A 25,583-nucleotide genomic window follows, 5' to 3' on the forward strand; every position below is an offset into this window, starting at 1 on the left:
TTTGCTAACTTGATCATATGAAAAAAATAGTATTTCTTTTTATCCTTTTTCCAATGCTTGCAATAGCGCAATACGATTTAGAGTCACGCTTTTTTTCAATTTCTTCTGAATCTTTACCCGTAGTAGAGTCTTTTTCACCAGATGCCTCCTTTAGCTTAGATAGCGCTCCTTCCCTCTTTAACACACCGTTGAAAACGTTTAAAATGAATGTAGAGAATTATCGAGAGTCTGTCGATATGATGACTGCTATTGCTAATAAAGATCGATTTGTAACACGAGACATAGATGTTGAAGCACTTAACTCAAAGTACAGTGGCCTTGGCGGAACAGCACAATACAAACCTGACGGTACAACAAGAGTCTATAATCGAGTGTATCGAGAATCCAGAGGGCTGGATCTTTTTTCACCTTATCAGAATAATTTTGTCTGTGAAAGCTGTCTGCCTTATAGAGTGAGACCTCGAATTTATGTGAGATCATATTAATTCAATACCATCTTCCTTAAGTACAATTTGCTTGTCCTTATATAAACTTCCAATTGCCTTTTTAAAGCTCTTTTTACTTAGTCCTAACAGATTTTTAATCTCCTCTGGAGCACTTTTGTCGTGAAGTGGTAAGAAGCCTCCTGCAGCCTTTAACTCATCTAGTATAAAATTAGCATTGGGTTCGATGCTTCGGTAACCGGGCGCCTGTAAAACCAAATCTATTTTATTATCATCACGTACTTTTTTAACGAAAGCTTTAATTCGATCACCTGTTCTAATATCTTCAAAAATATCGTCGATATAGATAAGTCCGTGGTGTTTTCCATTGACGATTGCATTGGCGCCTTTTTCGGTAAGATGTGTTACCAGAATATCTACTTCATCAAATTTTTCTACGGAAACGGTATCGTTAGAAACAAATTTATTGGTTTTACTGGAACCTACTAACCTGTTGGTTTGCTCGTCCATATACATATAAACAATATACCAACTGCCTACTTTCATTGGGCGAGCCTGTTCTTTAAAAGGCACAAACAATTGTTTTTGAACACCCCAGTCCATATAGGCTCCATATTCATTTACATCACTGCAATGAAGATACCCAAACTCATTTAAAAATATATAAGGGGTTAGTGTCGTGGCAACAGGACGTTCTTCATAATCCAGATATACAAAAACCTCCAGCATATCACCAATTTCCCAATGTTCTGGTTTATATCTATGCGGAAGTAATACCACATTCTCTTCGGTATCGCCTAAATAAAGACCTGGATCTGTATCTCGTAAGATTTCCAGAGTGTTATATTCACCAATTTTAATCATAAGACAAAGATACAATTTCCGATTACCAAATGTGAACAAAAAATAGGTAGAGATGTAAAAATTAAATCGTATTTTGTGAACTATGAAAGAAAGCGTCCCCCACAACTTTCCGATTGAAACTCCCTTAAAGAAAAAGCTTCAAACCGAACTAGGCACTCTACACTTTTTTGATAAGTTGGTCGTGTTAGAAATTAACAGCGGAATTACCCTTAGTTATAAAAATGGTGCTTCATTGCTGGCTAAAGGAATTTCTGTCATGGGCTTAAAGCCTTTTGTGTTGATCTCAAACAGAATTAATTCGTATGCGGTAGATCCAAACGATTATACTTATTTACAAAAAATACCTACCCTAAAGGGAATTGCCATTGTTTACCACAACGAGACCAGTAAAAAGAATGCAGAATTAGAAAAGAATTTCTTTCAAAAGCCCTTCAAAGCATTTTCATGCATGGAAGACGCAGTGGTTTGGTCAAAGTCAATACTCGAAACCTAAGCAATAAACTGAAAATACTCCAGGAGCACCTGATCATTAATTTGAGATGGTGTAAAAACCTCTAGCAGTTTAGGACTTTCAGAAGCATTATAAAATGTTTTAAGTTCTTTTTGAAGGGTTTCTTCGGAAGCTGCTGTAGTATATTCCAACCCAAACATCGCACACAAATGCATTGACGTTAATGTGTGTTTTGTTTCAAAGAAATGCTCAAAATTCTTAGCATCTTTTGCTTTCGGAAGAATTCTAAAAATTCCGCCACCACCATTGTTAATCACAATAATCCTGAAACTATTAGGAATGTGATCATTCCATAATGCATTACTATCGTAAAGAAAGCCAAGATCTCCTGTCACCAAAACCGTTTGCCTGGCTGAAGCATAGGCTGCTCCAATAGCTGTACTGGTACTCCCGTCAATCCCGCTCGTACCTCGATTGCAATATACATGTACCTTTTCTGGGATAGTGAATAATTGTGAATAACGAATAGCCGTGCTATTACTCAACTGCATATCCATGGGGTTTGATAGGGATGAAATAATATGCTCATGAACCTTAAAATCACAAAAAGGAATTTGTTTTAAATACTGGGCATGTTTTTGAGTGCGCCAATCCTTGACTTGTTTCCAAGCTTCGTGATATTCACTTTCAGTACTTTTTGCTTCTGAAAGAAATGATTTTAAAAACTGATTCGGGCAAACTTTAAAGTGCTTTTTTAAACTGAAAAAGGTATCGTACGCTTTTTTCTCATCTACATGCCAATGTTCCTTAGGAGCGTGGTTTCTTAAAAATGCTTTTATCTTTTTTGAAACTATCATTCCGCCAAAGGTGAGTAAAATATCAGGTTGCAGTGCTTCAAAATCGGCTTCCTTTAAAGGCGCAATTAACTGATCAATAGCTGAAATGAAGTGATCATGATGTATATTGGAGGTAGTTTCGGTTAAAACAAGTACGCTAGGATCATTAGCCAAAGAATTGATATACTGCTGTTCTACACTTTCGGGTGAAAGCACCCCTACTAGAATCATCTTCTTTTTACTTTGATTCCACTTTTCTACAAAAGGCTTCAATTCTTTTACAAAACTTTCCGAAGAAGCCGTATTAGTACTTCGCGCTGGAACATGCTGTGGCTGCACTTGAACATCGTCTACCACATTGTATAAGGGTTCAGAAAAAGGCAGGTTGATATGTACAGGACCTTTTAATTCTATCGCTGTATTGAGAGCTACATTGATTTCAGTTTCGTTAAAGATCTGATGTTCGTCTCCTTCTTTGCAGTTTGCATTATACAAAATATGATTTGAAAATACATTTTCCTGATTGATCGTTTGGCCATCACCAATATCCACTAAGTTTTGAGGTCTGTCTGCCGACAGGACTACCAACGGAATATCACTATAAAATGCTTCTGCGATCGCTGGATAATAATTTAATAACGCTGAACCCGACGTGCAAACCAATACAACAGGTTTCTGTAACTGTTGTGCCATTCCTAAGGCAAAAAATGCAGCACAACGCTCGTCAACGATACTAAAATTTTTAAATTTTCCATGCTCATTAAAGCCAATGGTTAGCGGTGCATTTCTACTTCCAGGAGAAATAACAATATGGACTATGTCTTTTGCATAACAAAGCTGAACAACGGTTTGTGATAACACTTTCGACGAGAATTTCATACCCAACAAAGGTACAAACTAAGGGTGTATATTTAAAGTAAAGGGTGCAGTACTTGTAGCATGGTCTGCATTTTATTTTGGGTTTCTATAAACTCCAATTCTGGATTAGAATCCTCTGTTATCCCACCGCCAACATACAAGGTTGCTTTCTTTGGTTGCAGCCTCATACAACGAAGATTTACATAGAGAGATGTCGTTTCAGACTCAGGTCGAATAATCCCTACAAAACCCGTATAAAACTCTCGGTCGTATCCCTCATTATTGTCAATAAATTGTTTTGCTACTTCCTTAGGAGTGCCACAAATAGCGGGTGTAGGATGCAATGCATTTACAATACTTTTTAACGAAGATCTACTTTTTTTAATTACTCCCTCAATATCTGTACGTAAGTGTACTAAGGTTCCTGCTGGATGTGAGTATGTTTTAGAAATTTTTATTACTGACGTAATTTTTTCAAGATTTTTACTGATAGCATCAACAACATATTTTTGTTCATTTTTCTCTTTATGTCCCCAATCTACAACCATTCCGTTTTGAGGCTTTTTTGTACCTGCAAGTGCCATAGTGGCAAATGAAGTGTCTTTTTTCTTAACCAAAATTTCTGGAGTGGCACCACACCAAATATCTGTTTCAGGATGATACCAACAGTATGTAAAAACACTAGCGTATAATGAAAATAAACGTTTCAATACATTTTCCAAGTCTAAGAAGGGAAGATCGATTTCTTTTTTCCTAGAAGTCACTACTTTTTTTAGTGGCGTATTTTGTATGGTTTTAATAGATTTCTGTACCAAAGCCTCATAAGCTTGTTTTTCTAAAAAATCTTCATTTAGGGGTACCTCAGTCATTGGGTGAATAGAACTGAGATCTACATGGGTTGTAATAGTTGTAGTTTGGTCTATCGGTAGAAAATAAGCGTTATCGGCAAAATCAAAAGGGGCTAATATCGCTCCTGCTTGCTCAAAATTATCATTCCTACTATTGATTTTAGAAGTGAATAGGTAAGCCGTTATCTCATTGGATTCGGGGTGTGCAAATACCATAAATGGTAATTTGCTTTCGTAATGTTCTTTAATTTTTTGGCAAAATAAATCTATCTCCATGGATTTATCTACGTAACGTGAGCGTTGTTAGTTTTACGAGTGAAATTAATTCTTTTTGATGGTTTTCAATTCTAATTTGCCACAGTTGTGTTGTACGTCCTTTATGCACAATAGATGCGTGTGCAAACACCTCTCCTTCCTTAATACTCTTTATATGATTAGCTGAAATTTCAATTCCCCTAATAGTTACATCTTCTTCATTTAAAAAGATAAAAGCACCTGCACTTCCAACACTTTCGGCCAGTGCTACCGAAGCACCACCATGTAAAACACCATCAGGCTGATGAACTCTTGAGTTTACTGGCATTTTAGCAACAACTGTATTTTCGGTTACATCAATAAACTCAATTTGAAGTGTTTCCATCAAGGTGTTTTTACACATCTTGTTGCAGGCTTCAAGTATTTGTTCTTTAGATAATTTCATAAGGTATATTTACATTTGTAAAAATACAAAATTGATCCCGAATGTCTTCAGAAAAAAGTGTCACCTATAATACAACCAATTCTTACTCTACGTTAAATGCCTTTTCGGAAAATACTAAGAATGTATGGCTGGTTTTCCACGGAATGGGCTATCTGAGTCGGTATTTTATCAGGTATTTTTCAGATATAGATGCTTCTGAAAATTTTATAATTGCCCCACAGGCTCCCTCAAAATATTATCAGGGTACAAATTTTAAACATGTAGGAGCATCTTGGCTTACAAAAGAAGATACTATTTCTGAAACTCAAAACATTCTACGCTATATAGATGAAATCTGGAAAACCGAAAAACCTGCAAAAGACTTTACCTTTATAGTATTAGGATATTCGCAGGGAGTATCAATAGCCACGAGATGGTTGGCGAGCAGAAAAATTCAATGTGACCATTTGGTACTACATTCTGGTGGCATTCCTGTAGAATTGACACCTAAAGATTTCGAATATCTTGACAAAAATACATCTGTGACCTACTTATACGGTGACCATGATCCCTATATTACCGAAGCACGAAAAACAGAAGAACATTTGAAAGGAACTAACCTTTTTGGAGAAAGACTGAAAATATCAGTTTTTAAAGGGGTTCACGAAGTAAACAAAGACTATATTTACCGTTTATCGAAAAAAAATGCACTTTAGCAGTGCATTTCATCGAAAATATTTGCACTATACAGAATAATTTATTTTATTTACACTGTATTGTAAGAAAAAACTGATATAACCGATGAAAAAAATTCTTTTAACCCCCGTACTATTATTAGTTACTTTGTCTCTTTTTGCTGAAGTATCTAATTCCGAAAAACAAGCTCTAGTTGATTTATATATTGCAACAAATGGTGAGAACTGGACAAACACTTGGGATCTCAATGAAGCTGTATCAACTTGGCATGGAGTCACAGTAACTAACGATAAGGTTACGGGAATTAGTCTTCTCTTTAATAATATGCATGGAGAATTACCTGTTTCTCTGGGATCTCTAACGCATCTTACCAAACTTGAATTATCATTTAATCAGTTATCTGGACAAATTCCAGCTTCGTTAGGAAATATCACCGGTCTTAAAATACTTGCCTTTAATGGAAATAATCTTGAGGGTTTTATTCCTGAAAGTTTAGGAAATATCGCAACACTTGAGGAACTTCATTTAAGCAGCAACCAACTTACGGGTGTAATCCCACAAACAATCGGGAATCTTACAAACTTGACCGTTTTAAATGTTTTTGACAATAATCTTAAAGGAGCTATCCCTGCAAATCTAGTTTTTAACCAAAATCTAAAGCAACTTATCATTGCCGAAAATAACATTGAACAATCCGATGCTTTTGCAGGAATACTGCTATTTGAAGGTTCTAAAAATCCTCAATTTAAAAAACCAGTAATTACCCCTGTTTCTAAAACAGTCATTGCTATCGAAACCAATGACGATGAAAATTAGAAATTTTAGTTAATAGTTCACCTAAAAAGCGGCTTTATAAAAGTCGCTTTTTTTATGCAGCTGACTCTTTACTATTTTTTTCTGATTTAGTAGAAAGATAAATCACTCCAAATCCAGTAATAAACATTAGCAAGCTATATACAGCAGGTGCAATGGCATAGGTAGTATTTTGTAGTAACAATACTGCAATTGTAATCGCTAAAGTTCCATTCTGTATTCCAGATTCGATAGCAATAGAAACTGCAGATTGTCTTCTTAATTTAAATGCTTTAGCACTTATAAACCCTAAGCCCATAGTAACAAGGTTTAATAACAGCGTGGCTAATCCCGCTTGTTCGAAGTAGGATACAAAATTAGCGCGCTCTTTTACAACCAAAGCAACTATAATAAGTGCTAACAAAATTCCTGAAGCTATTCGAACTGGTTTAGCCATTTTTAAAGCAAATGTTGCCTTGTACTTTCTAATAAGCATTCCTATACCAATAGGGATTACAACAATCACGAATATCTGAGCAATTGTTTGCAACACATTGAGTTCTATAATTTGTCCTGCTCCCAGAAAATATTCTAAAGAAAAATTTACGATAAACGGAATGGTAAGTATTGTAATTAAGCTGCTTAATGCCGTAAGAGTGACCGATAATGCCAAATCTCCTTTGGCAAGATGCGAAATTAAATTTGAAGTAGGTCCGCCGGGACAGGCAGACAAAATCATAATTCCAATGGCAATCTCGGGAGCTAGGTTTAAAAATACAGCTATAAGCAACCCAACAATGGGTAAAAGCACTAACTGATTGGTAAGCCCTACAAAGATCCCTTTAGGATATAAAGCAATACGTTTAAAATCTTCAGATTTAAGCGAAAGTCCCATGCCAAGCATGATTATAAATAAGGCACCTGCCAAAATTAGCGTAGAAATATTGTCCATAGTTTCAGTAAAAAAACCGAAAGATAGCCATTTTTATAATTTTGGAATATTCCGAAGTAAAACAGGTTATAAAACTATTTGGTAATTTGTACCTTAGTACTTTAGTATATTGATATCCATAATTATGAAATTACTCTACACCCTATTACTTTCAGCATTTGTGACACCATGTTTTGCGCAACTCAATTTTATGCAACCTATAGATAATACTCCTGTTGCAAATACTAATGTTCCTATTCCAATTACTGCGAGTATCGGATATCAAGGCTATGATGAAACCCAAGAATATTTTGGACAAGGGGAATATGAAATCTTTCTGGATACTGCAGATGGTATATTAGATCAGCCAATCTTAATTCTCGATGGATTCGATCCTGGAGATTCGCGTAATATTGATGGCCTCTATAATAGTTTAAACTTTGACAACCAGAATTTGGCAGATGTGCTTAGGGAAGAAGGATATGACATTGTTATCCTAAATCCTACTGTATATACTACAGACGGCAATGATATAGATGGTGGCGCAGATTATATTCAACGCAATGCGATGGTGCTCGTAGAACTCATTAGCATCATTAACGACTTAAAAGAAAGTGACGCAGGTCTTGTGGTATTAGGGCCCAGTATGGGCGGTTTGATAGCCCGATATGGTTTGGCATATATGGAACAAAACAACCTAGAACATGAAACCCGTTTGTACATTTCTTTTGATTCCCCACATAAGGGAGCCAATATTCCAATCAGTTTACAATATCTAATAAATTATCTGGCAGAATCTTTTGACAATGAACAAGCACAGGCCATTGTTGCTCAGGTATTAAACTCTGCTGCAGCCAAAGAAATGTTGTATGACCATTTACTAGCGCATCTAGCAGATGGCTCAACCTTTGAACAAAATCCTATGGCACTTCTTCCCGAAGGTGCCCCAGATTTTAGAGATGCTTTCCAGTCAGAATTAGATGAATTAGGCTTTCCGCAAAATGTACGTAATGTAGCCATGGTTAATGGAAGCGGAAATGGAACCATAATTGGCATGCCGGGAATTGAAGTCATAAACACTAATTTACAAATTGCAGGTCCCCTAAACGCAGATGTTATTCTACATTTTACTCCCGAAGCAAACGAAACTATTGAAGTTACATATTTCGAATCGTTTGTTGCATCAGCCTCCGTCGATACTTTTACCGCAGATGCCATGTCTTTACCAACTATTGATGGCATAGATGCCGCACCAGGTGGAAAATCACAAATTTCGAATGCCTTAGGTGACGCCAATGGCAATCAAGTAATCATAGATTTTGTGGAAGCTTTAGACCAGGATGATTTTTCATTTATCCCAGTAATTAGTGCCTTAGCGCTGGAAAACGAAGATGATTGGTATGCGCTGCCAGACATAGGCAACACTCACACTTCTGCTTTTGTAAACACCTTTATCCCTTCGGAAAATGAAAATCATGTTTCGGTGACTGCTGAAAGTGCTCAATTTGCCATTGATGAAATAAGAAATGGTTCCTTAGGAACTTCTGAAACTTCAGCAACTACATTTTCACTCATTAAAAATCCAATTTCTGAAAGTTTACAGATTAAGATCAATACTGCTGTATCACTTTCCGAAGTAAATATCGCTATTTATAATACCCTAGGACAACAGCTACTTACGAAGACAATCAGCCCTCAAAATAATGAAATCACGATTCCCCTAGCCTTAAAAAGTGGAATGTATACAGTTTTAGTAGCTACGGAAGGTGCAATTCAAACATTAAAATTTGTGGTAGAATAAATTAAAAATTTAATCAATGAAAACACCTATAACGCTTTTTCTCGTTTGTCTGACTCTTGGAATTAGTATTCCATCAAATGCTCAAGAGATTGATAATCCTATTGCAAAAGAAATTATCGAACAAGTATGGAAGCCTTTTAAATTTTCATACGAAGCTAGAGACGCTGAAACTTTTAAGAGTATTCATACAGACGATATGCTTCGAATCACTGACTCGGACATTAAAACAGGAGAAGAATACAAAGCAACTATAAGTAATTGGACAGAACTACCAAAAGGAACAACAATGACTATTGATTTTGCTATGGAAAGTTCTAATCTCCAAAAAAATATAGCCTATCAAGTTGGTTACTATCGGGTTAACATTGTAAGTGAAGAAAATCCGCCAGGTACTTATTATGGTCAATTTCACGTAGTTCTTAAGAAAATTGATGATGTCTGGAAGATCATCCAAGATTTTGATACATCAGAAGTGAATGGTGTTATTATAGATGAAAAATCTTTTGATAAAGCGCGACTTTTATTACTAGAAAAATAAAAGCAAAATTCTTAAAATACAAAAGACCCTGCTTTCACAGGGTCTTCTTAAATAATATGTGAGATTCCTCGCTACGCATCATATCAAGGGATCCTGAAGCAAGTTCAGGATAAGTTCGCTAATGCAAATCGAAGATTTGCTTGCTCACTTACTTCACCTCTTCAAAATCGACATCTTCAACATCGCTACTCTCATCTGACGTTTTTCCTGAAGGCTCTTGATCCACATCCGGTCCTGGAGCGCCACCTTGAGCTTCTGCCTGTGCTTTGTACATTTCTTCTGAAGCTGTTTTCCATGCTTCATTGATCTTGTCCAATGCTGGCTGAATATTCTCCACTTCTTTCGTTTCGTAAGCTTTCTTCAGTTCTTCCAAGGCATCTTCAATTGGCTTTTTCTTATCATCTGATAATTTTTCACCAAACTCTTTCAATTGCTTTTCTGTCTGGAAAATCATCCCGTCGGCTTCATTGATTTTATCTGCCTTTTCTTTTACCGCTTTATCTGCATCTGCATTTGCTTCTGCTTCTTGCTTCATTTTTGCAATTTCTTCTTCAGTTAAACCAGAAGAAGCTTCAATTCTAATATCCTGCTTCTTACCAGTTGCTTTATCTTCGGCACTTACCTTGATAATTCCGTTAGCATCAATATCAAACGTTACCTCAATTTGTGGTACACCTCGCTGTGCTGGTGGAATTCCATCTAAGTGAAAACGACCAATAGTCTTATTATCATTTGCCATAGGACGTTCACCTTGCAATACATGTATCTCTACAGAAGGCTGATTATCTGCCGCTGTGGAGAACACCTGACTTTTCTTTGTAGGAATCGTAGTGTTTGCATCGATCAACTTCGTCATGACACTTCCCATGGTTTCAATACCAAGTGATAATGGAGTTACATCTAGTAACAATACATCTTTTACATCACCTGTTAATACACCCCCTTGGATTGCTGCACCTACTGCTACAACCTCATCTGGGTTTACTCCTTTAGAAGGTGCTTTCCCAAAGAATTTCTCTACAGCTTCCTGTACTGCAGGAATACGTGTAGATCCACCTACTAAGATAATTTCATCTATATCACTCTTGCTTAATCCAGCAGCTTTTAATGCTTTCTCACAAGGAGCGATTGTTCTTTTCACCAAATCATCAATCAATTGCTCAAACTTAGCACGTGTCAATGTTTTCACTAAGTGTTTTGGTCCACTTGCTGTTGCAGTTACATACGGCAAGTTAATCTCAGTTTGTGCAGAAGACGATAATTCAATCTTTGCTTTTTCTGCAGCTTCTTTTAAACGTTGCAATGCCATTGGATCTTTACGCAAATCCATATCTTCTGCCGCCTGAAACTCATCTGCTAACCAGTTAATTATTTTCTGATCTACGTCATCACCACCTAAGTGTGTATCACCATCGGTTGCTAATACTTCAAAAACGCCATCTCCTAATTCAAGGATAGAAACGTCATGTGTACCCCCTCCAAAGTCAAATACTACAATCTTTTGATCTGTCGATTTTTTATCCAATCCGTATGCCAATGCAGCTGCTGTAGGTTCATTGATAATACGCTCTACTTTAAGACCTGCAATCTCACCCGCTTCTTTAGTAGCTTGACGCTGACTGTCATTAAAATATGCAGGTACTGTAATTACAGCACGCGTTACATCCTGTCCTAAATAGTCTTCAGCAGTTTTCTTCATTTTCTGAAGAATCATCGCGCTTAATTCCTGTGGTGTATATAAACGACCATCGATATCCACACGAGGTGTATCATTATCGCCTTTTACCACTTTATACGCTGCTCTTTCTGCCTCTTTTTTAGATTCAGAGAATTTATTACCCATAAAACGCTTGATCGAAGCAACCGTCTTTGTTGGGTTTGTTACCGCCTGTCTTTTAGCAGGATCACCTACTTTAATTTCGCCTCCTTCAACAAAAGCAATGACAGAAGGTGTTGTTCTTTTTCCTTCGGCATTAGGAATTACCGTTGGCTCACTACCTTCCATTACTGAAACGCATGAGTTGGTTGTCCCTAAGTCGATTCCAATTATTTTACTCATTATATGTGTTTTAAATTTTTATGAATTTTATTTTACACTTTCTATAAGTCAAGGAATGTGCCAAGGGAAATTGACTGACATCGTGGCAGAATTAGAAAAGTAGACAATATACAGTTGGCAGTAAATTGCAGTGTTTTGAATTTTTGATTTAATAAATAATTTTTTAAAACATCCCTTTTTAATTCAAAATCAGTAATATTGATACTGTAAGTAATACCAAACCTTGAGTACTTCAAAATCTACAAAAAAGTCCTGGCATTATATCGCACTCCTTATTCTTGCAGGTGAAGCAGTTTTTATTCTGCCATTTGTACTCGCAAGGGTATTTAGAGCAACGGTATTGGATGTGTTTGAAATTAATAATACTGAAATCGGACTCTGTTTCTCTATTTACGGATTGGTTGCGTTGGGTTCGTACCTTGTAGGCGGCCCTCTTGCCGATCGATTTCCTTCCCGAAAGCTAATGGGTGTCGCCTTGCTTTTAACTGCTGCCGGCGGACTCGTGTATGTCAACAACCCATCGTTTTTAACTTTGAAAATTTTATACGGCTATTGGGGTTTTACTACCATATTTTTATTCTGGGCTGGCATGATAAAAGCTACCCGTGTCTGGGGCGGTACCGATGACCAAGGAAAAGCATTTGGGTTTTTGGATGGAGGTCGCGGATTGGTTGGAGCGTTATTCGGTTTGTTAGGTCTGCTTATTTTTGCAACCTTTGTTGGCGATGCTTCGGAAAATTTAGAAACTTTAAACAGAGCCGAAGCGTTTCAGCAGGTAGTGTACACTTCTTCCATGATTGTCGCTGCAATAGGAGTACTCGTTTTCTTTTTTCTGAAACTGAAGCATGAAGAATCAGTAATTATTCAGAAGGAAAAAATCACCTTTCAAAATATAAAAACAGTTTTAAAATTACCCTCGGTCTGGTTATTAATGATTATTATCTTATGTGCCTATGTAGGCTATAAAATCACCGATATTTTTTCGCTTTACGCTCGTGAAGTCATGAACTACACAGAAGTCGAAGCTGCTCAAACAGGAACTTTCTTATTATTTATTCGTCCTGTCGTAGGAGTCGTGATTGGCTTTTTGGCAGACCGCTCTCGAGCCTCCATTTATTTAAGTTTAGGATTTATACTGACGATTGTGGGCGCTATTTTGTTTGCATCAGGCATCCTACCTAATAGTACTACTCTATTCTTTTTTACGACAATTAGTATCACAGCAGTTGGAGTCTACTCGGCTCGTGTATTGTACTTTGCGGTGATGGAGGAAGGAAAAATCCCTCTGCTATTAACAGGTACTGCGGTAGGTGTGATTTCTTTTGTGGGTTATACACCAGACATCTTTGCAGGTCCTATGATAGGTTATTTTCTGGATGGCTGGAAAGGAGAGACCGGACATCAATACGTATTCTGGGCTCTGGCAGGTTTTTCGGTAGTAGGACTCATTGCCTCTTTGATCTTTAATACTCTGGCAAAGAAAATTAAATAGAAAGCAATTCGTTCCATTGCGTTGTATAGCGTTTGCTTCGCTCCTTTTTTATAAGCTCCCACTCCTCCATACTTTTCTTAGTGCCTGTTACAGCAGATGCTACGGTAGACTTTCCGAATTTACTATTAAGTCTGTCAAAGGTTTCAATCAATGCCTTATTATTCAGTTTTGAAGAAAGAAATAAATTTCCTTGTACATATTCCTGCGGAATGATCCCCAATAAATTCACCCCAACTTTTTTATAGCGATAGCCAGGCTCGAAAATTGAATAAAGTGCTTTACGTGCTTCCGTAATTAAGGCAAATGTATCATTTGTGGGAATGGGCATCGTCACTGTGCAGCTATTCGAATATTGCTTGTCAACTTTACTGTGATAGTTGGTGATTACAAATACCTGCACATAGGTTGCACAGGATTTCTGAGCCCGTAACACTTCGGCTACTTCACTAATGTAATAGGCACAAGCTTCTTCTATAAGCCCAATGTCTGTAAGTCTCTTTCCGAAGGATTTAGCAGTTCCAATTGCCTTTTTGGTCTTAGGCATGGTTGTAAACTCCATGCACGATTCACCTCTCAGTTCCCGCCAAAGCCGTTCTCCTACTACTGTCATTTCTTTACGTACCCATTGTAACGGAAGTTGCGTAAACTGATAGGCACTAAACACACCCACTTTTTCCAAACGTTCGACGTGTTTTCTGCCCAGTCCCCACACATCTTTGGTCTTTGCCCACAGCAATGCTTGTATCCGTTTTTCATCTGTATCAATCACATAGACGTGATCATTTCCAGGTATTTTTTTAGCCATTCGGTTGGCTAATTTTGCCAGCACTTTAGTAGGAGCAATTCCCACACCTACAGGCAGCCCAGTATATTGCAGTACCATTTCTTTCATCTGCAATCCGTAGGCCTGTAATTCGATATGCTTCATTCCATGTAGGTTAACAAAAGCTTCATCAATACTATACACCTCCACTTCGGGGGCAAAAGTTTGTAAAATATTCATTACCCGCTGGGACATTTCTCCATACAATGTATAATTTGATGAAAAGAAGGTCACCTTATTTTTAATCAATATGTCTTTGATTTTAAAAACAGGTTCGAACATAGGAATGTGTGCCAGTTCCTTTGCCTCTTTATTGGCAGCAATGATGCACCCATCATTATTACTTAATACAACGACAGGCTTGCCTGTTAAGTCTGGTCTAAAGACCTGTTCACAGGAAGCATAAAAACTATTACAATCGACCATTGCTATCATCGTACCGCATGAATTATATAGCTAATAACACCCCAAAGCGTGAACGTTTCCTGTTCTTTGTCAAATGGAATGCGTAGTATTTTAAATTCCCCTTCCTGTACGACCAATGCCAGATCATTAAAACGAGAGCGTATGGCTCTGTCAATAATGAGTACATCGTTTTTTAGAATATTATAATCTGCCCAGGCATTGTCATCTACCCGAATATAAAATGTCGCGTCTTTATTGATAGAAAGTTCTTTATGCAGGTCGATTGGAGTTTCAGTATAATGCGTTGCAGCACTGGGAAAACCCGTCTGTTTTGAAACTTCGGGAGCATGCCGGCTATCTACTTTTTTTATTTTTCCTGAAAGACGTATTTCCATTCCTCAAAAGTATGGAATAATTCCTATTACTTGGAATATTTCCAATATAAAATATCAACAATTTTTAAAACGATTACAAGATTTTCACTAGGTTTGAGGTTCAGAATAAACTATGGAAAGTATTTCGGTTTTCGACATGTTAAGTATAGGAGTTGGACCTTCCAGTTCACACACCTTAGGCCCTTGGCGTGCCGCACAGCAATGGATCAAAAAGTTACAAGCCCGTGAACTATTTACCGGAGTTGCTAGTGTACAGGTAAATCTCTACGGATCTTTATCACTTACAGGCAAAGGTCATGCAACAGATATCGCCGTAGTGATGGGATTGATGGGAACAGACCCTGTAACCGTCGATATAGATTCCATTCAGCCAGCGATTGATTTGCTAAAAGAAACCAATGTTTTGAAACTGAACAATGAAAAAGAAATCGCTTTCAGCTTTAAAGAAAATATCACTTTTAACCGAAAATTTCTCGATTTTCACCCCAACGGAATTAAATTTGAAGCGACGCTACGCAATGGTAAAAAAACGCGTGACATCTATTATTCTATAGGCGGAGGCTTTGTCGTTCAGAAAGAAAGAGCCCGTGCGAAAAGACAACGAGAGAAATTTGCTAGTTTCCCCTACCCTGTTTCAAAAGCAACCGAACTTCTTGACTATTGCACCGCAGAAAATATTTCAATTAGCGAACTTGTTCTTAAAAATGAACTATCGCTGCGGGATCCGGACAGAATCGATACTAAACTAAAGGCCATTTGGGATGTCATGCTAGAAAGCATGTATATAGGATGTCATACTAAAGGAGTACTCCCGGGCGGATTAAACGTAATTCGGCGTGCCTATGAAACGCATGAAAAACTTAAAGGCAACAAAACTTACAACGATAAATACGAGTGGTTGCATTCTATTAGAGATACCGAAGTGAAATTTAGGCAGATTCTTAAATGGGTGTCTTGTTTTGCATTGGCCGTAAATGAAGTAAACGCATCATTGGGACGTGTCGTTACAGCGCCTACCAATGGAAGTGCTGGCGTAATCCCAGCTGTTTTGATGTATTACCTGGTGATTGAAAATCATGACGGAAACTTCGCAGATATTAAAAAATTCCTACTTGTTTCGGGCGAAATTGGAAGCTTGTTCAAAAAGAATGCGACCATTAGTGCCGCAATGGGCGGCTGCCAAGCAGAGATTGGTGTGTCATCGGCAATGGCTGCTGGAGCACTTACCGAACTCATGGGCGGATCTCCTGCCCAAGTACTTATCGCTGCCGAAATTGCCATGGAACATCACCTGGGAATGACTTGTGACCCTATAGGCGGTCTGGTTCAAATACCGTGTATAGAGCGTAATGCTATGGGCGCTATTAAAGCAATCAATGCCTGTGAAATGGCACTTGACCGTGATCCCAATGATGTAAAGATTCCGTTGGACAAGGTCATTGCAACGATGTGGGAGACGGCTAAGGATATGACTAGTAAATACAAGGAGACCAGTGAAGGCGGACTTGCCGTACAAGTAAATATGAGTGATTGCTAAATCAATCTAATTATCTATTCCTGCTGGCAGTCGTCCCTTCGACGAGAGTCGATTAAATGAATAATTTTCCACCCCTCTTCCAGTTTAGCTATTGTAAATGCATTGGCGCCACAATGAGAGAAGGTTCCGTTATACCAGAATTCATAGGGAGTCCAAACATGCGCAAGATTGCCATCGATCTGCACTTCGTATCCTAACAGTTTCTCCTTCCATACTTGGTCTTCTGGTCTTGACCCTATGGATTTTAAAAATCCGGACATAGGAGTGACAGACAATACATTTTTTCCTTCTCTATTTACCGACGCACTTTGAAGCACTACATTTTCAGCCAAAACAGATTGCATCAACAAGGTGTCTCCTTTGTGAAACCCCTCAAAAAACGTGTCAATTAGTCCTTTTGCATCAGCTTCTGTAAAGAAATCTTGAGCGGTTATTGTTACTGAAAAACCAAGCATTAGTATTGAAAATAAAAACTTCATGATAGAGAATATTAAGGTTGCTCTTCAAATTTAGTACTTTTACAGTTCATTTTGTACTAAAATTATGAGCGTCGCGAAAAAAGAATACAAACGTATCACCACAAAAACCTTGGTAGATATGAAAAAACGTGGAGAAAAGATCTCCATGCTTACAGCTTACGACTTTACCATGGCAAAGATTGTAGATGGGGCTGGCATTGATGTTATTTTGGTAGGAGATTCTGCTTCTAACGTAATGGCCGGACATGAAACTACACTCCCCATTACTTTAGATCAGATGATTTATCACGCTTCATCGGTTGTGAGAGCGATTACCAGAAGTCTTGTTGTGGTGGATATTCCCTTCGGAAGCTATCAAAGTGACCCTAAAGAAGCACTTCGCTCTGCCATCCGAATCATGAAAGAAAGTGGCGGACATGCAGTGAAAGTAGAAGGCGGAAAAGAAATCAAAGAATCGGTAAAACGTATTTTAAATGCTGGAATCCCAGTTATGGGGCATTTAGGTTTAACACCACAATCTATTTATAAATTCGGAACCTATACCGTTCGCGCGAAAGAAGAGGAAGAAGCCGAAAAATTAAAACAAGATGCCTTATTATTGGAAAAATGTGGCTGTTTTGCAATTGTACTGGAAAAAGTTCCTGCTAAGTTAGCTGAAGAAGTTGCAAAAAGTTTGACTATCCCTATTATTGGGATTGGTGCCGGGAACGGAGTGGACGGACAGGTACTTGTAACCCATGACATGGTTGGAATGACCCACGAATTTAATCCGCGGTTCTTACGACGTTACCTTGATCTTTATACCGAAATGACCAATGCGTTTGAACAATATAGTATGGATGTAAAGAAGGGCAACTTCCCAACGGACGAGGAACAATATTAGTAGGTTGGTATTTTAGATTCTTAGTATTTTAGAAGAATTTATTAGTATGCATCGATATAAAGATTTAAAAGTATGGCAACTTAGTAGAGAATTCTGTTCAAAAATCTATATGATTACTGGATCATTTCCTACTTCAGAGAAATTTGGACTAATATCACAACTGAGAAGGGCGACAATTTCTATTCCATCCAATATTGCAGAAGGCGCTTCCAGAAATTCTAATAAAGATTTTTCAAGGTTTCTTGAAATTGCGATAGGTTCTGCTTATGAGATTGAAACACAATTACTTATTTGCGAGGATTTAAAATTCATTTCTAAAGAAGAATCTAAGGCACTTGCAGTAGATATAATAACAATAATCAAAATGCTCTCAAAGTTGAAATCAACTCTAAAAGCATAATCCAACAAACTAAAATACTAAACATCTAAAATACGAATACACTAACCATCCAAAATATATATCCACATAGCAACAAAGACAACCTTCAGGTGCTCTACGAGGACAATCACCTTATTATAGTCAATAAACGTCCAGGCGATATTGTTCAAGGTGACAAAACGGGTGACAAACCACTTTCTGAAGTTGTAAAGTCATATATCGCTGAAAAATATAATAAGCCAGGTGCAGTTTATCTGGGAGTGGTGCATCGACTCGACAGACCTACAAGTGGGATCGTACTTTTTGCACGAACGTCTAAAGCACTTACCCGACTCAATAAAATGTTTGCCGAAAGAACTACAGAAAAAACATATTGGGCAGTAGTGAAAAACGTACCTCCAAAACAGAATGACCGATTGGTACACTTTCTGAAACGCAATCCAAAACAGAATAAATCCTATGCAAATAGCAAGGAAGTTCCAGATAGCAAAAAAGCAATCTTAAGCTACGAACTTATCAAAGAATTAAATAATTATTATCTACTGAAAATTGATCTTGAAACCGGTAGACACCACCAAATTAGAAGTCAGTTATCGGCAATCAATTGTCCCATAAAAGGAGACCTAAAATACGGCTTTGACCGAAGCAATAAAGATGCAAGCATTCACCTGCATGCACGAGAATTAAAATTTTCACATCCTGTAAAAAAAGAGCTAATTCATATCCTTGCACCCCCACCAAAAGATGCTATTTGGGATGCTTGCATATAAATTTTAATTATAAAATTATCACTTTAGATAACAAAATATAACAAATTGATTTAAAACTAAATAACTTATTATTTTAGACAAGACTAAAAAGTAGAATAAAGCTATTTTTATATTAATTTCAATGAAATTAGAAATCCAGGTCGTTGCTGCGAAAGTAAATGTATTGCAGCTTCCGTTAGCTGAAAAATTCTCCCATATCCTCCTGTAGTTTGAGCATCTCTCATTAAAATAATAAGTTTTCCTGAAGGTGTAATTTGAACTGTTCCAGGTTGTACTGGAGCTGTTAAAATTTCGCTGACCCCTACTCCCCTTTTATCTTCAAAAACAATCGCCATTCGGTTACTCTGTGGAGCTATTTTATAAGCACTTTTTAATACTAAATGTTGTTGAAATTTTGATAGCTTATTAAATTCCGGTCCCGCTATAACTTCAACAATATGCTGATTGAAATCGAGAGGTTGCAAATTGGTTTTTAAAGCTTCAGAAAAGATTGAGGATGAGTTAAATTTTAATACATCGCCTTTTTCAAGTGCTGCTTTTTTGGTAATTCCCTTGTAAAAACTCTGACTCCCTAAAACAATTTCAGAAACAAAACCTCCTTGTATTGAAATATAGCCATACATTCCCTTCACAGCTGAACCTACATTTAAGGTTGATCCTCGTGAGACTTTTATACTTTTATTCAGTGCGATAGGCTTTCCATCGATTGTAGGCTGAAAGTGTGCTCCTGTTACTGCAATCAGAGCATTTTCGTCAAAAAATAATTTAGGTCCCATAAGGACACATTCGAGAACTGCTGCTTCCGAAGCATTTCTAACAAGTGCATTTGCGAGCATTGCCGAATGTCCATCCATAGTACCACTTACAGGGACTCCCATGCTTCTTGATCCAAAGCGTCCTCGATCCTGAAGGGTCGTTACCAAGCCTGCCGAAAGCACTTCAATCATGGAAGTTCACTTTAAGTTGGTACGTGGTATTCGCAATTTCAGTCTCAATAAGTTGAAATTTTTCTATTGAAATAGCTTTAAACCTTACAAGATCTCCTGCTTTGAGGATTCCGGAGGATTCATTTTTCATCGAAAATAATTCAATTGGGGTTCTTCCTATTACATTCCACCCCCCGGGGGAGCTTTGTGGATAAATGCCCGTCTGGCTCCCTCCTATAGCTACAGCACCTTTTGCTACTTTTGCTCGCGGTATTTCTAGTCTGGGCGTAGCCAACCTACTATCCATTCCGCCTAAGTAGGGAAAACCAGGGAGAAAGCCTATAAAATAAACCGTATAAAGTTTTTCTGAATGGATATTAATGACCTCAGCTTCGGTTAGATTGTTTATGGTTGCAACCCGAGACAAATCCTCTGCAAAACTGGCATCATAGCATACAGGTATTGTTAGCATCCTCTTTTTTAATTCAGAAACTTCAGAATAAGGAGTGCTTTTTTTTGTTTTCAGTAGTTGTATAAATTCTGAAAGGTTCACTCCAGATTTGAGATAGATGGCTAATTCATGATAGGAAGTAACAGTTTCAAGGACCTCTGAAGCAAACTGTAGTTCGACCCATTTCTGAAACTGTAAAACTTCAGCATGAATATGTTCAGAAATAATAGCTTCCCATTGCACTATAACAGCATGCTCACCAAAAGGTTGAATCCTTACACTCCCCGTCATATCAGGTCAATTTTATGAGATTGAAACTGAGAATGCAGGTAGTTTAAAATAGCAACCGAGTCTTTATGATCACTATGAATACAATAGGTTGTAGCGATTATTGAAATAATCTGCTTATCTATTGTCTTTACTTTATTGTTTGTAATCATTTGTAATAATTGCTTCCAGGCCTTTTTAGGAGCATGAATAATTGCTTTAGCATGCGATCGCGGTACGAGTGTTCCCTGTTGGGTATAGCGTCTATCAATAAAAGCTTCAAATTGTAAGGGTAATAAATTTTCTGCTTTTTTATGTAGAATGCTTCCATGCTGAACATACAACTTAGGACGTTGTTTGGTTGCAAGTATTGCCTCCACCACAGCATCTGCGGTAAGCGCATCAATAGCAGAGTAGTTGTATAATGCTCCGTGGCATTTTACATGATGTACCGAAATACTTTCCGAAGTACAGATGTCAAAGAAGGCGGTTAGCTGATTTAATATCGATTCGATTAGTTCGGATTTTGTCATGGTAACGATTTTCCTTCCGAAGTTATTGGTGTCTGGAAACGAAGGATGTGCCCCTACTTTTACATTGTGTTTTTTAGCCAATAAAATAGCCTTTCGCATTGTTTTCTCGGTACCATAATGGCCACCACAGGCAATACTACAGGAAGAAATGAGCGGCATGATTGCCACATCCTTTCCAGTGCCTTCACCCAAATCTGCGTTAATATCAATTGTATATGCCATCTATATATAGCCAAAAACTTTTAAAAGTGTTCTTGCTCCCAAAATACAGGCTGTGATAAGAATTAAGATTCCGAAGATATTTTGTGTTACAGAATTTTTATACCTCCCTAACACTTCCTTTTTATTTACTACCCATAGTAAGAAACCTGCAATGATTGGTAAAAGCAGTCCGTTGGCAATCTGTGCAAATTGAATAATCTCAATAGGGTTCACACCTACGGAAGACAAAACAACACCCAATAACAACACCACTATCCAAACAGCTCTAAATTTAATTGATTTTAGATCTTTCTTCCACCCAAAGCATCCTCTCGCTACATAAGCAGCCGCTAAAGGCGCTGTAATTGCTGAAGTGATTCCCGCTGCAAACAACCCTAGACTTAGGAAATACGTGGCAAATGAGCCATATAAAGGGGCTAAACTTAATGCCAGATCTGAAGCATTAGCAACTTGCTGTGATTCGATCGCTGCAGCCGAAATAATGATCGCCATAGAAACGAGTCCGCCGAGGATAATAGAAACATACAGGTCTTTTCTAGCCGCTTTCAGGTTTGCAGAAATTGATTCCCCTTTCCACTTTTCTTTCACTAAAGTCGCATGAAGGAAAAGGTTGTAAGGCACAACAGTAGTTCCTACAAGCGCAATGATGGTCAATATTCCTTCTTTTGGAATGACAGGTGTAAAAATTCCTTTTAGAACTGAAACCATATTCGGCTGTGTCCCTATGGCGGTAATTATAAACGAAACACTCATAAGCAGGACCAAGCCAACTAAAAATCGCTCAATGAGTTTATAATTACCAATAAAAAGGAGGACAAATGCAATAATTCCTACAAGTATGCTTAAGGGACTAAGCTGAAAACTTCCAATAGCGATTGTACTTTCAGAAAAAATAGTTTGTAAGCCAAGCACACCACCACTAATATTTCCTGCTTCATAGGCTGCATTTCCAACAAGAATGGCAGATAAGATTAGGATGATCGCTATGGCTCGAATAAATGAGCTTTTAATTTGTTTTTTTACAGTTTCAGCAAGTCCTTCCCCGTAGACGATACCTAAGCGAGCAGCCATTTCCTGTAAAACGATCGTTGCTACAATAGATAGTACCATTGCCCACAACAATGTAAATCCATACTGCACTCCTGCAAGGGTACAAGTAGTTACTGTGCCAGGCCCTATAAACGCTGCTGCAATTAAAGTTCCAGGGCCTATATTTTTAAATGGATTATTCACTTCCGTTTTGTTCTCTCATTAACCTACTCTTGTACTTTCAGTTAAAGGTATAAAAAAAGGGACGCTAACACAGCGCCCCTTTCTATAAAATCTATTTCTGAAATAGTTCAGCTTATTGCTTTACCTCTGTAAGAGTTACTTCGTTCGCATCTTTATCAATCAGCTTCACTTCGTCAAAGCCCATATTTTTGAACTGCGCGAATTGTGTAGCTGCGTCCCCAACGACCAAATACGCCATTTTAGACTCGTCAAGGTATTTATTCGCTAATTGCTTATGTTGCTCTAGAGTCATGTTCTTAACAGTAGCCTCTTCATTTTCGATATAATCTGCCGGTAGGTCATAGCTACTCATCTCCTGAAGCATTCCTAAAAGGGCTCCTTGAGTTTCGAAACGACGAGCGTTCGATTTAATTAAAGCATTCTTAGTAAACTCAAGGTCTTCTTGAGAAATTCCTTCTTTATACTTTGAAATTTGATCTCTAAATATCTGAACAGATTCTCCAGTTGTATTTGTCCTAACACTAGACGATGCAGTAAAAGCTCCTGGAATTTTACTTCCGCTAAACCCTGAACGTGCTCCATACGTATATCCTTTTTCTTCACGTAGAATTAAGTTTACGTTTCCAGAAAAAGAACCTCCTAATTTATAATTCATTACTTCTGCTGGGTAAAAATCTGCATCTGTCCTAGGTAGTGCAATATATCCAATATTAATAACAGATTGTTTAGCATTAGGAATATCCACAAAGTATAAGCTAGCTTTATCTCGAGTATTTGCAACCGGATATTCTGGTATGGTTACTTCTTTAGCTGCCCAACCTTCTTCAATACCTTCTAATGTTTCTAAGGTAGCATTTTTACTTATTTTACCAACTACATGCATTCTACTTACCGAAGGAGAGAAATTTTTAGCATAAAAATCTTTTAAATCCTGCATGTTGATGGCTTCAACCGACTCAACTGTACCACTGGTTGGGTAACTGAAAATATGATCTTCACCATACAAAAGCTTATCATAGACTTGATTTGCTACCACATTAGGGTTTGCAGCACTTCGCTTAATACCGTTAATTGTTGCTGTTTTAATTCGTGCTAACTCTTCTTCATCCCAACGTGGTTCTAGTAAAATTTCTTTAACCAACTCCATCGTTTTATCGAAATTACGCGTCAATGTATTTCCACGAACGACTATTGATTCGTTGGTTGTATACATATTGATAGAAGCTCCCAATAATTCGATTTCTTCCTCCAATTGTTCAGGTGTTTTGTTAGCAGTTCCTTCCATCAGGATATCTGACATTAAATTAGCAACTCCATTTTTATTTTTATCATCCAACAAATGTCCTCCTTCAATCACAAGACTGAAGTTAACCGTTGGAATTTCATTTTGTTCAATACCATACACTTCCAATCCATTTGAAAGCTCAGCCTTCCAGCTTGTTGGAATGTTTAATGCAGGAGTTTCACCTTCTTCTGGTGTGATAGAACGATCAAAGCTTGAAGGAGTTTTTACAACTTCAGTTGCTGCATCCTCAACCACTTTCGCAACATTCTCTTTAATTTCTTCTTCAACAATCTCTGCTTTCGTACTATTTTCTGCAATCAACTCAACTTGCCCTTTAGGGACAAAACTTGTCATTACATAAGGCTGTCCTTTAATATACTTGTTATAGACGTCCATAACTTGCTCCTTTGTAACGGCTTTGATATTCTCGATATCTTGCTCAATAAAACCTGGATCTCCTTTAGAAACATTATAACTTGCTAGTTGAAAAGATTTCCCTAACACACTGCTAATACCATTATAAAAACCTGTTTCAAGCCCTGCTTTTACGCGTTCTATATCACGATCTGTAATACCGTTTTCTTCGAACATTGCAAATGCTTCGTTTATTCCAGCCTCAACTTCATCAAGATCTACACCGTCATTCGCAGTTACTCCAATATGGAATTCACCTGCAATGACTTGAGAGTTATTATACGCAAAAGGTCTTGAAGCCAGTTCTTTTTCTTTTACCAACACTTTGTAAAGGGGTGCTTTCTTTCCGCTGGAGAATACTTCAGCAAACACATCCAATGCATAGGCTTCTTCTGTATATTGAGGAACCGTTGGCCAAACCATATTTAATTGTGGTGCATTTGCAAAGTTATCTTCATGGTAAAATCTTTTTGTTTCTGTTAGGTTTGCCGGTTGTGGCTCTAATGGTTCTACTTCTTGGCGTCTTTTGATTTCACCAAAATATTTCTCTACTAACTCTTTTGCCTTTGAAGTTTCAAAATCTCCTGCAATAACTAAAGTTGCATTATTAGGACCATAGAATTTGTCATAAAATTCTTTAACGTCTTCAACCGTGGCGTTTTGCAAATCTTCTAATTCACCAATTACCTGCCAGCTATACGGGTGCCCTTCTGGGTACAAATTTTTATCCAGTACCCAACCCGTATGTCCGTATGGGTTATTATCTACCCGTTGTCTCTTTTCATTTTGAACGACTTCCTGTTGGTTATAAAATGCAGATTCGGTTACCGTATTGATTAAGAACCCCATACGATCACTTTCCATCCATAAAACTTTTTCTAAGGCATTATTTGGAACAATCTCATAATACACTGTTCTATCCTTTTGTGTAAATCCATTTAAGGTTCCCCCAGCATCCTGAATATTTTTAAAGAATTGGTCCTGTGGCACATTTTCAGACTCCTGAAACAGCATATGCTCAAACAAGTGTGCAAATCCAGTACGTCCCGTTTTTTCTCTGTTTGAACCAACATTGTATTGTATGGCTACGGAAACTACTGGATCACTTTTATCTTGATGCAAAATCACATCTAGACCATTTTCAAGTTCGTATTTTTCAAAATCTACTGAAAGTTTAGCAGATTCTTCTGAAGATGTAGCATCTCCTTCTTTTTTGTCGCAAGAAACGACTGTAAACGCAATTACTAGTGAAAGAACAACTGCTTTGACTAAATTTTTGTGTATCATTTTTTT

Annotated in this window: 25 protein-coding genes; 11 read left to right on the forward strand and 14 right to left on the reverse strand. The window is 37.6% G+C overall.

The window, feature by feature from the left end; genetic code table 11:
• The first annotated feature begins 17 nt into the window (after positions 1–17).
• Complete coding sequence (locus ACFQO1_RS07095) at positions 18–485, forward strand: hypothetical protein (RefSeq protein ID WP_380217294.1); 468 nt, start codon at positions 18–20, stop codon at positions 483–485.
• Here the strand turns inward: ACFQO1_RS07095 and ACFQO1_RS07100 are convergent.
• On the reverse strand, positions 477–1,307 hold the full coding sequence (locus ACFQO1_RS07100) for a CvfB family protein (protein ID WP_380217295.1): 831 nt from the start codon (positions 1,305–1,307) through the stop codon (positions 477–479). The genes ACFQO1_RS07095 and ACFQO1_RS07100 overlap by 9 nt on opposite strands.
• Positions 1,308–1,389: 82 nt before the next feature.
• Between ACFQO1_RS07100 and ACFQO1_RS07105 the strand changes: the two genes are divergently transcribed.
• The gene (locus ACFQO1_RS07105) at positions 1,390–1,800 is read left to right on the forward strand and encodes a hypothetical protein (RefSeq protein WP_380217296.1); all 411 of its coding nucleotides are present in this window, start codon (positions 1,390–1,392) and stop codon (positions 1,798–1,800) included.
• On the opposite strand, the gene menD is transcribed toward ACFQO1_RS07105, so the two are convergent.
• From menD to ACFQO1_RS07120, 3 genes are read right to left on the reverse strand one after another with little or no spacing between them, the layout of a single operon-like run.
• Positions 1,797–3,473, reverse strand: coding sequence for a 2-succinyl-5-enolpyruvyl-6-hydroxy-3-cyclohexene-1-carboxylic-acid synthase (gene menD, locus ACFQO1_RS07110; RefSeq protein WP_380217297.1), 1,677 nt, complete (start codon positions 3,471–3,473; stop codon positions 1,797–1,799). The genes ACFQO1_RS07105 and menD overlap by 4 nt on opposite strands.
• A 32-nt stretch (positions 3,474–3,505) precedes the next feature.
• Complete coding sequence (locus tag ACFQO1_RS07115; RefSeq protein WP_380217298.1) at positions 3,506–4,576, reverse strand: isochorismate synthase; 1,071 nt, start codon at positions 4,574–4,576, stop codon at positions 3,506–3,508.
• A gap of 4 nt (positions 4,577–4,580) precedes the next feature.
• Positions 4,581–5,000 carry a PaaI family thioesterase gene (locus ACFQO1_RS07120; protein ID WP_380217299.1) on the reverse strand — a complete coding sequence of 140 codons (420 nt, stop codon included), beginning with the start codon at positions 4,998–5,000 and terminating at the stop codon, positions 4,581–4,583.
• 41 nt (positions 5,001–5,041) lie between these two features.
• Between ACFQO1_RS07120 and ACFQO1_RS07125 the strand changes: the two genes are divergently transcribed.
• Both ACFQO1_RS07125 and ACFQO1_RS07130 read left to right on the forward strand, forming a co-directional pair.
• Entirely contained in the window at positions 5,042–5,695 is a 654-nt protein-coding gene (locus ACFQO1_RS07125) for an alpha/beta hydrolase (protein ID WP_380217300.1), read from the forward strand.
• Positions 5,696–5,780: 85 nt separating this feature from the next.
• Entirely contained in the window at positions 5,781–6,491 is a 711-nt protein-coding gene (locus ACFQO1_RS07130) for a leucine-rich repeat domain-containing protein (RefSeq protein ID WP_380217301.1), read from the forward strand.
• Between the two features lie 52 nt (positions 6,492–6,543).
• Here the strand turns inward: ACFQO1_RS07130 and ACFQO1_RS07135 are convergent, their stop codons facing one another.
• Entirely contained in the window at positions 6,544–7,419 is an 876-nt protein-coding gene (locus ACFQO1_RS07135; protein ID WP_380217302.1) for a bile acid:sodium symporter family protein, read from the reverse strand.
• A gap of 124 nt (positions 7,420–7,543) precedes the next feature.
• Between ACFQO1_RS07135 and ACFQO1_RS07140 the strand changes: the two genes are divergently transcribed.
• Both ACFQO1_RS07140 and ACFQO1_RS07145 read left to right on the forward strand, forming a co-directional pair.
• A complete protein-coding gene (locus ACFQO1_RS07140) occupies positions 7,544–9,199 on the forward strand; it encodes a T9SS type A sorting domain-containing protein (protein ID WP_380217303.1) in 1,656 nt (551 codons plus the stop codon).
• Between the two features lie 16 nt (positions 9,200–9,215).
• Positions 9,216–9,737, forward strand: coding sequence for a YybH family protein (locus ACFQO1_RS07145; RefSeq protein ID WP_380217304.1), 522 nt, complete (start codon positions 9,216–9,218; stop codon positions 9,735–9,737).
• 148 nt (positions 9,738–9,885) lie between these two features.
• On the opposite strand, the gene dnaK is transcribed toward ACFQO1_RS07145, so the two are convergent.
• On the reverse strand, positions 9,886–11,796 hold the full coding sequence (gene dnaK / locus ACFQO1_RS07150) for a molecular chaperone DnaK (protein WP_380217305.1): 1,911 nt from the start codon (positions 11,794–11,796) through the stop codon (positions 9,886–9,888).
• 223 nt (positions 11,797–12,019) lie between these two features.
• Between dnaK and ACFQO1_RS07155 the strand changes: the two genes are divergently transcribed.
• The gene (locus ACFQO1_RS07155; protein WP_380217306.1) at positions 12,020–13,288 is read left to right on the forward strand and encodes an MFS transporter; all 1,269 of its coding nucleotides are present in this window, start codon (positions 12,020–12,022) and stop codon (positions 13,286–13,288) included.
• On the opposite strand, the gene ACFQO1_RS07160 is transcribed toward ACFQO1_RS07155, so the two are convergent.
• A complete protein-coding gene (locus ACFQO1_RS07160) occupies positions 13,281–14,546 on the reverse strand; it encodes a Y-family DNA polymerase (RefSeq protein ID WP_380217307.1) in 1,266 nt (421 codons plus the stop codon). The two genes, ACFQO1_RS07155 and ACFQO1_RS07160, sit on opposite strands and share 8 nt — an antisense overlap.
• Positions 14,543–14,911, reverse strand: a complete 369-nt coding sequence (locus ACFQO1_RS07165) for a S24 family peptidase (protein WP_380217308.1) — start codon at positions 14,909–14,911, stop codon at positions 14,543–14,545. Before ACFQO1_RS07165 ends, ACFQO1_RS07160 begins: the two co-directional genes overlap by 4 nt.
• Before the next feature lie 112 nt (positions 14,912–15,023).
• Here ACFQO1_RS07165 and ACFQO1_RS07170 point away from each other — a divergent pair, with 112 nt between their 5' ends.
• Entirely contained in the window at positions 15,024–16,448 is a 1,425-nt protein-coding gene (locus ACFQO1_RS07170) for an L-serine ammonia-lyase (protein WP_380217309.1), read from the forward strand.
• A 14-nt stretch (positions 16,449–16,462) separates the two neighbouring features.
• Here ACFQO1_RS07170 and ACFQO1_RS07175 read toward each other — a convergent pair whose 3' ends face one another.
• The gene (locus tag ACFQO1_RS07175) at positions 16,463–16,927 is read right to left on the reverse strand and encodes a nuclear transport factor 2 family protein (RefSeq protein WP_380217310.1); all 465 of its coding nucleotides are present in this window, start codon (positions 16,925–16,927) and stop codon (positions 16,463–16,465) included.
• Between the two features lie 64 nt (positions 16,928–16,991).
• Here ACFQO1_RS07175 and panB point away from each other — a divergent pair, with 64 nt between their 5' ends.
• From panB to ACFQO1_RS07190, 3 genes are all read left to right on the forward strand, one after another.
• The gene (gene panB, locus ACFQO1_RS07180) at positions 16,992–17,810 is read left to right on the forward strand and encodes a 3-methyl-2-oxobutanoate hydroxymethyltransferase (protein ID WP_380217311.1); all 819 of its coding nucleotides are present in this window, start codon (positions 16,992–16,994) and stop codon (positions 17,808–17,810) included.
• Between the two features lie 46 nt (positions 17,811–17,856).
• The gene (locus tag ACFQO1_RS07185) at positions 17,857–18,210 is read left to right on the forward strand and encodes a four helix bundle protein (RefSeq protein WP_380217312.1); all 354 of its coding nucleotides are present in this window, start codon (positions 17,857–17,859) and stop codon (positions 18,208–18,210) included.
• 89 nt (positions 18,211–18,299) lie between these two features.
• Positions 18,300–18,959, forward strand: coding sequence for an RluA family pseudouridine synthase (locus tag ACFQO1_RS07190; RefSeq protein WP_380217313.1), 660 nt, complete (start codon positions 18,300–18,302; stop codon positions 18,957–18,959).
• 107 nt (positions 18,960–19,066) lie between these two features.
• Here ACFQO1_RS07190 and ACFQO1_RS07195 read toward each other — a convergent pair whose 3' ends face one another.
• From ACFQO1_RS07195 to ACFQO1_RS07215, 5 genes are all read right to left on the reverse strand, one after another.
• Entirely contained in the window at positions 19,067–19,906 is an 840-nt protein-coding gene (locus tag ACFQO1_RS07195) for a 5-oxoprolinase subunit C family protein (protein WP_380217314.1), read from the reverse strand.
• On the reverse strand, positions 19,899–20,627 hold the full coding sequence (gene pxpB, locus ACFQO1_RS07200; protein ID WP_380217315.1) for a 5-oxoprolinase subunit PxpB: 729 nt from the start codon (positions 20,625–20,627) through the stop codon (positions 19,899–19,901). The genes ACFQO1_RS07195 and pxpB overlap by 8 nt, the downstream gene beginning before the upstream one ends.
• Positions 20,624–21,358, reverse strand: a complete 735-nt coding sequence (gene pxpA / locus ACFQO1_RS07205; RefSeq protein ID WP_380217316.1) for a 5-oxoprolinase subunit PxpA — start codon at positions 21,356–21,358, stop codon at positions 20,624–20,626. The genes pxpB and pxpA overlap by 4 nt, the downstream gene beginning before the upstream one ends.
• Entirely contained in the window at positions 21,359–22,591 is a 1,233-nt protein-coding gene (locus ACFQO1_RS07210; RefSeq protein ID WP_380217317.1) for an Nramp family divalent metal transporter, read from the reverse strand.
• A 112-nt stretch (positions 22,592–22,703) separates the two neighbouring features.
• On the reverse strand, positions 22,704–25,577 hold the full coding sequence (locus ACFQO1_RS07215; RefSeq protein WP_380217318.1) for a M16 family metallopeptidase: 2,874 nt from the start codon (positions 25,575–25,577) through the stop codon (positions 22,704–22,706).
• Positions 25,578–25,583 lie beyond the last annotated feature (6 nt).

It is taken from the genome of Jejudonia soesokkakensis (genome assembly GCF_042664795.1).
In the GTDB taxonomy this organism is placed as follows: domain Bacteria; phylum Bacteroidota; class Bacteroidia; order Flavobacteriales; family Flavobacteriaceae; genus Jejudonia; species Jejudonia soesokkakensis.

Coding starts and splice junctions, on each gene's coding strand:
- ACFQO1_RS07175 (WP_380217310.1), bottom strand. CDS start 16,927: ATGAAGTTTTTATTTTCAATACTAATGCTTGGTTTTTCAGTAACAATA.
- ACFQO1_RS07115 (WP_380217298.1), bottom strand. CDS start 4,576: ATGGAGATAGATTTATTTTGCCAAAAAATTAAAGAACATTACGAAAGC.
- pxpB (WP_380217315.1), bottom strand. CDS start 20,627: ATGACGGGGAGTGTAAGGATTCAACCTTTTGGTGAGCATGCTGTTATA.
- menD (WP_380217297.1), bottom strand. CDS start 3,473: ATGAAATTCTCGTCGAAAGTGTTATCACAAACCGTTGTTCAGCTTTGT.
- ACFQO1_RS07140 (WP_380217303.1), top strand. CDS start 7,544: ATGAAATTACTCTACACCCTATTACTTTCAGCATTTGTGACACCATGT.
- ACFQO1_RS07095 (WP_380217294.1), top strand. CDS start 18: ATGAAAAAAATAGTATTTCTTTTTATCCTTTTTCCAATGCTTGCAATA.
- ACFQO1_RS07120 (WP_380217299.1), bottom strand. CDS start 5,000: ATGAAATTATCTAAAGAACAAATACTTGAAGCCTGCAACAAGATGTGT.
- dnaK (WP_380217305.1), bottom strand. CDS start 11,796: ATGAGTAAAATAATTGGAATCGACTTAGGGACAACCAACTCATGCGTT.
- ACFQO1_RS07195 (WP_380217314.1), bottom strand. CDS start 19,906: ATGATTGAAGTGCTTTCGGCAGGCTTGGTAACGACCCTTCAGGATCGA.
- ACFQO1_RS07165 (WP_380217308.1), bottom strand. CDS start 14,911: ATGGAAATACGTCTTTCAGGAAAAATAAAAAAAGTAGATAGCCGGCAT.
- ACFQO1_RS07105 (WP_380217296.1), top strand. CDS start 1,390: ATGAAAGAAAGCGTCCCCCACAACTTTCCGATTGAAACTCCCTTAAAG.
- ACFQO1_RS07125 (WP_380217300.1), top strand. CDS start 5,042: ATGTCTTCAGAAAAAAGTGTCACCTATAATACAACCAATTCTTACTCT.
- ACFQO1_RS07130 (WP_380217301.1), top strand. CDS start 5,781: ATGAAAAAAATTCTTTTAACCCCCGTACTATTATTAGTTACTTTGTCT.
- ACFQO1_RS07160 (WP_380217307.1), bottom strand. CDS start 14,546: ATGATAGCAATGGTCGATTGTAATAGTTTTTATGCTTCCTGTGAACAG.
- ACFQO1_RS07135 (WP_380217302.1), bottom strand. CDS start 7,419: ATGGACAATATTTCTACGCTAATTTTGGCAGGTGCCTTATTTATAATC.
- pxpA (WP_380217316.1), bottom strand. CDS start 21,358: ATGGCATATACAATTGATATTAACGCAGATTTGGGTGAAGGCACTGGA.
- ACFQO1_RS07215 (WP_380217318.1), bottom strand. CDS start 25,577: ATGATACACAAAAATTTAGTCAAAGCAGTTGTTCTTTCACTAGTAATT.
- ACFQO1_RS07145 (WP_380217304.1), top strand. CDS start 9,216: ATGAAAACACCTATAACGCTTTTTCTCGTTTGTCTGACTCTTGGAATT.
- panB (WP_380217311.1), top strand. CDS start 16,992: ATGAGCGTCGCGAAAAAAGAATACAAACGTATCACCACAAAAACCTTG.
- ACFQO1_RS07185 (WP_380217312.1), top strand. CDS start 17,857: ATGCATCGATATAAAGATTTAAAAGTATGGCAACTTAGTAGAGAATTC.
- ACFQO1_RS07170 (WP_380217309.1), top strand. CDS start 15,024: ATGGAAAGTATTTCGGTTTTCGACATGTTAAGTATAGGAGTTGGACCT.
- ACFQO1_RS07100 (WP_380217295.1), bottom strand. CDS start 1,307: ATGATTAAAATTGGTGAATATAACACTCTGGAAATCTTACGAGATACA.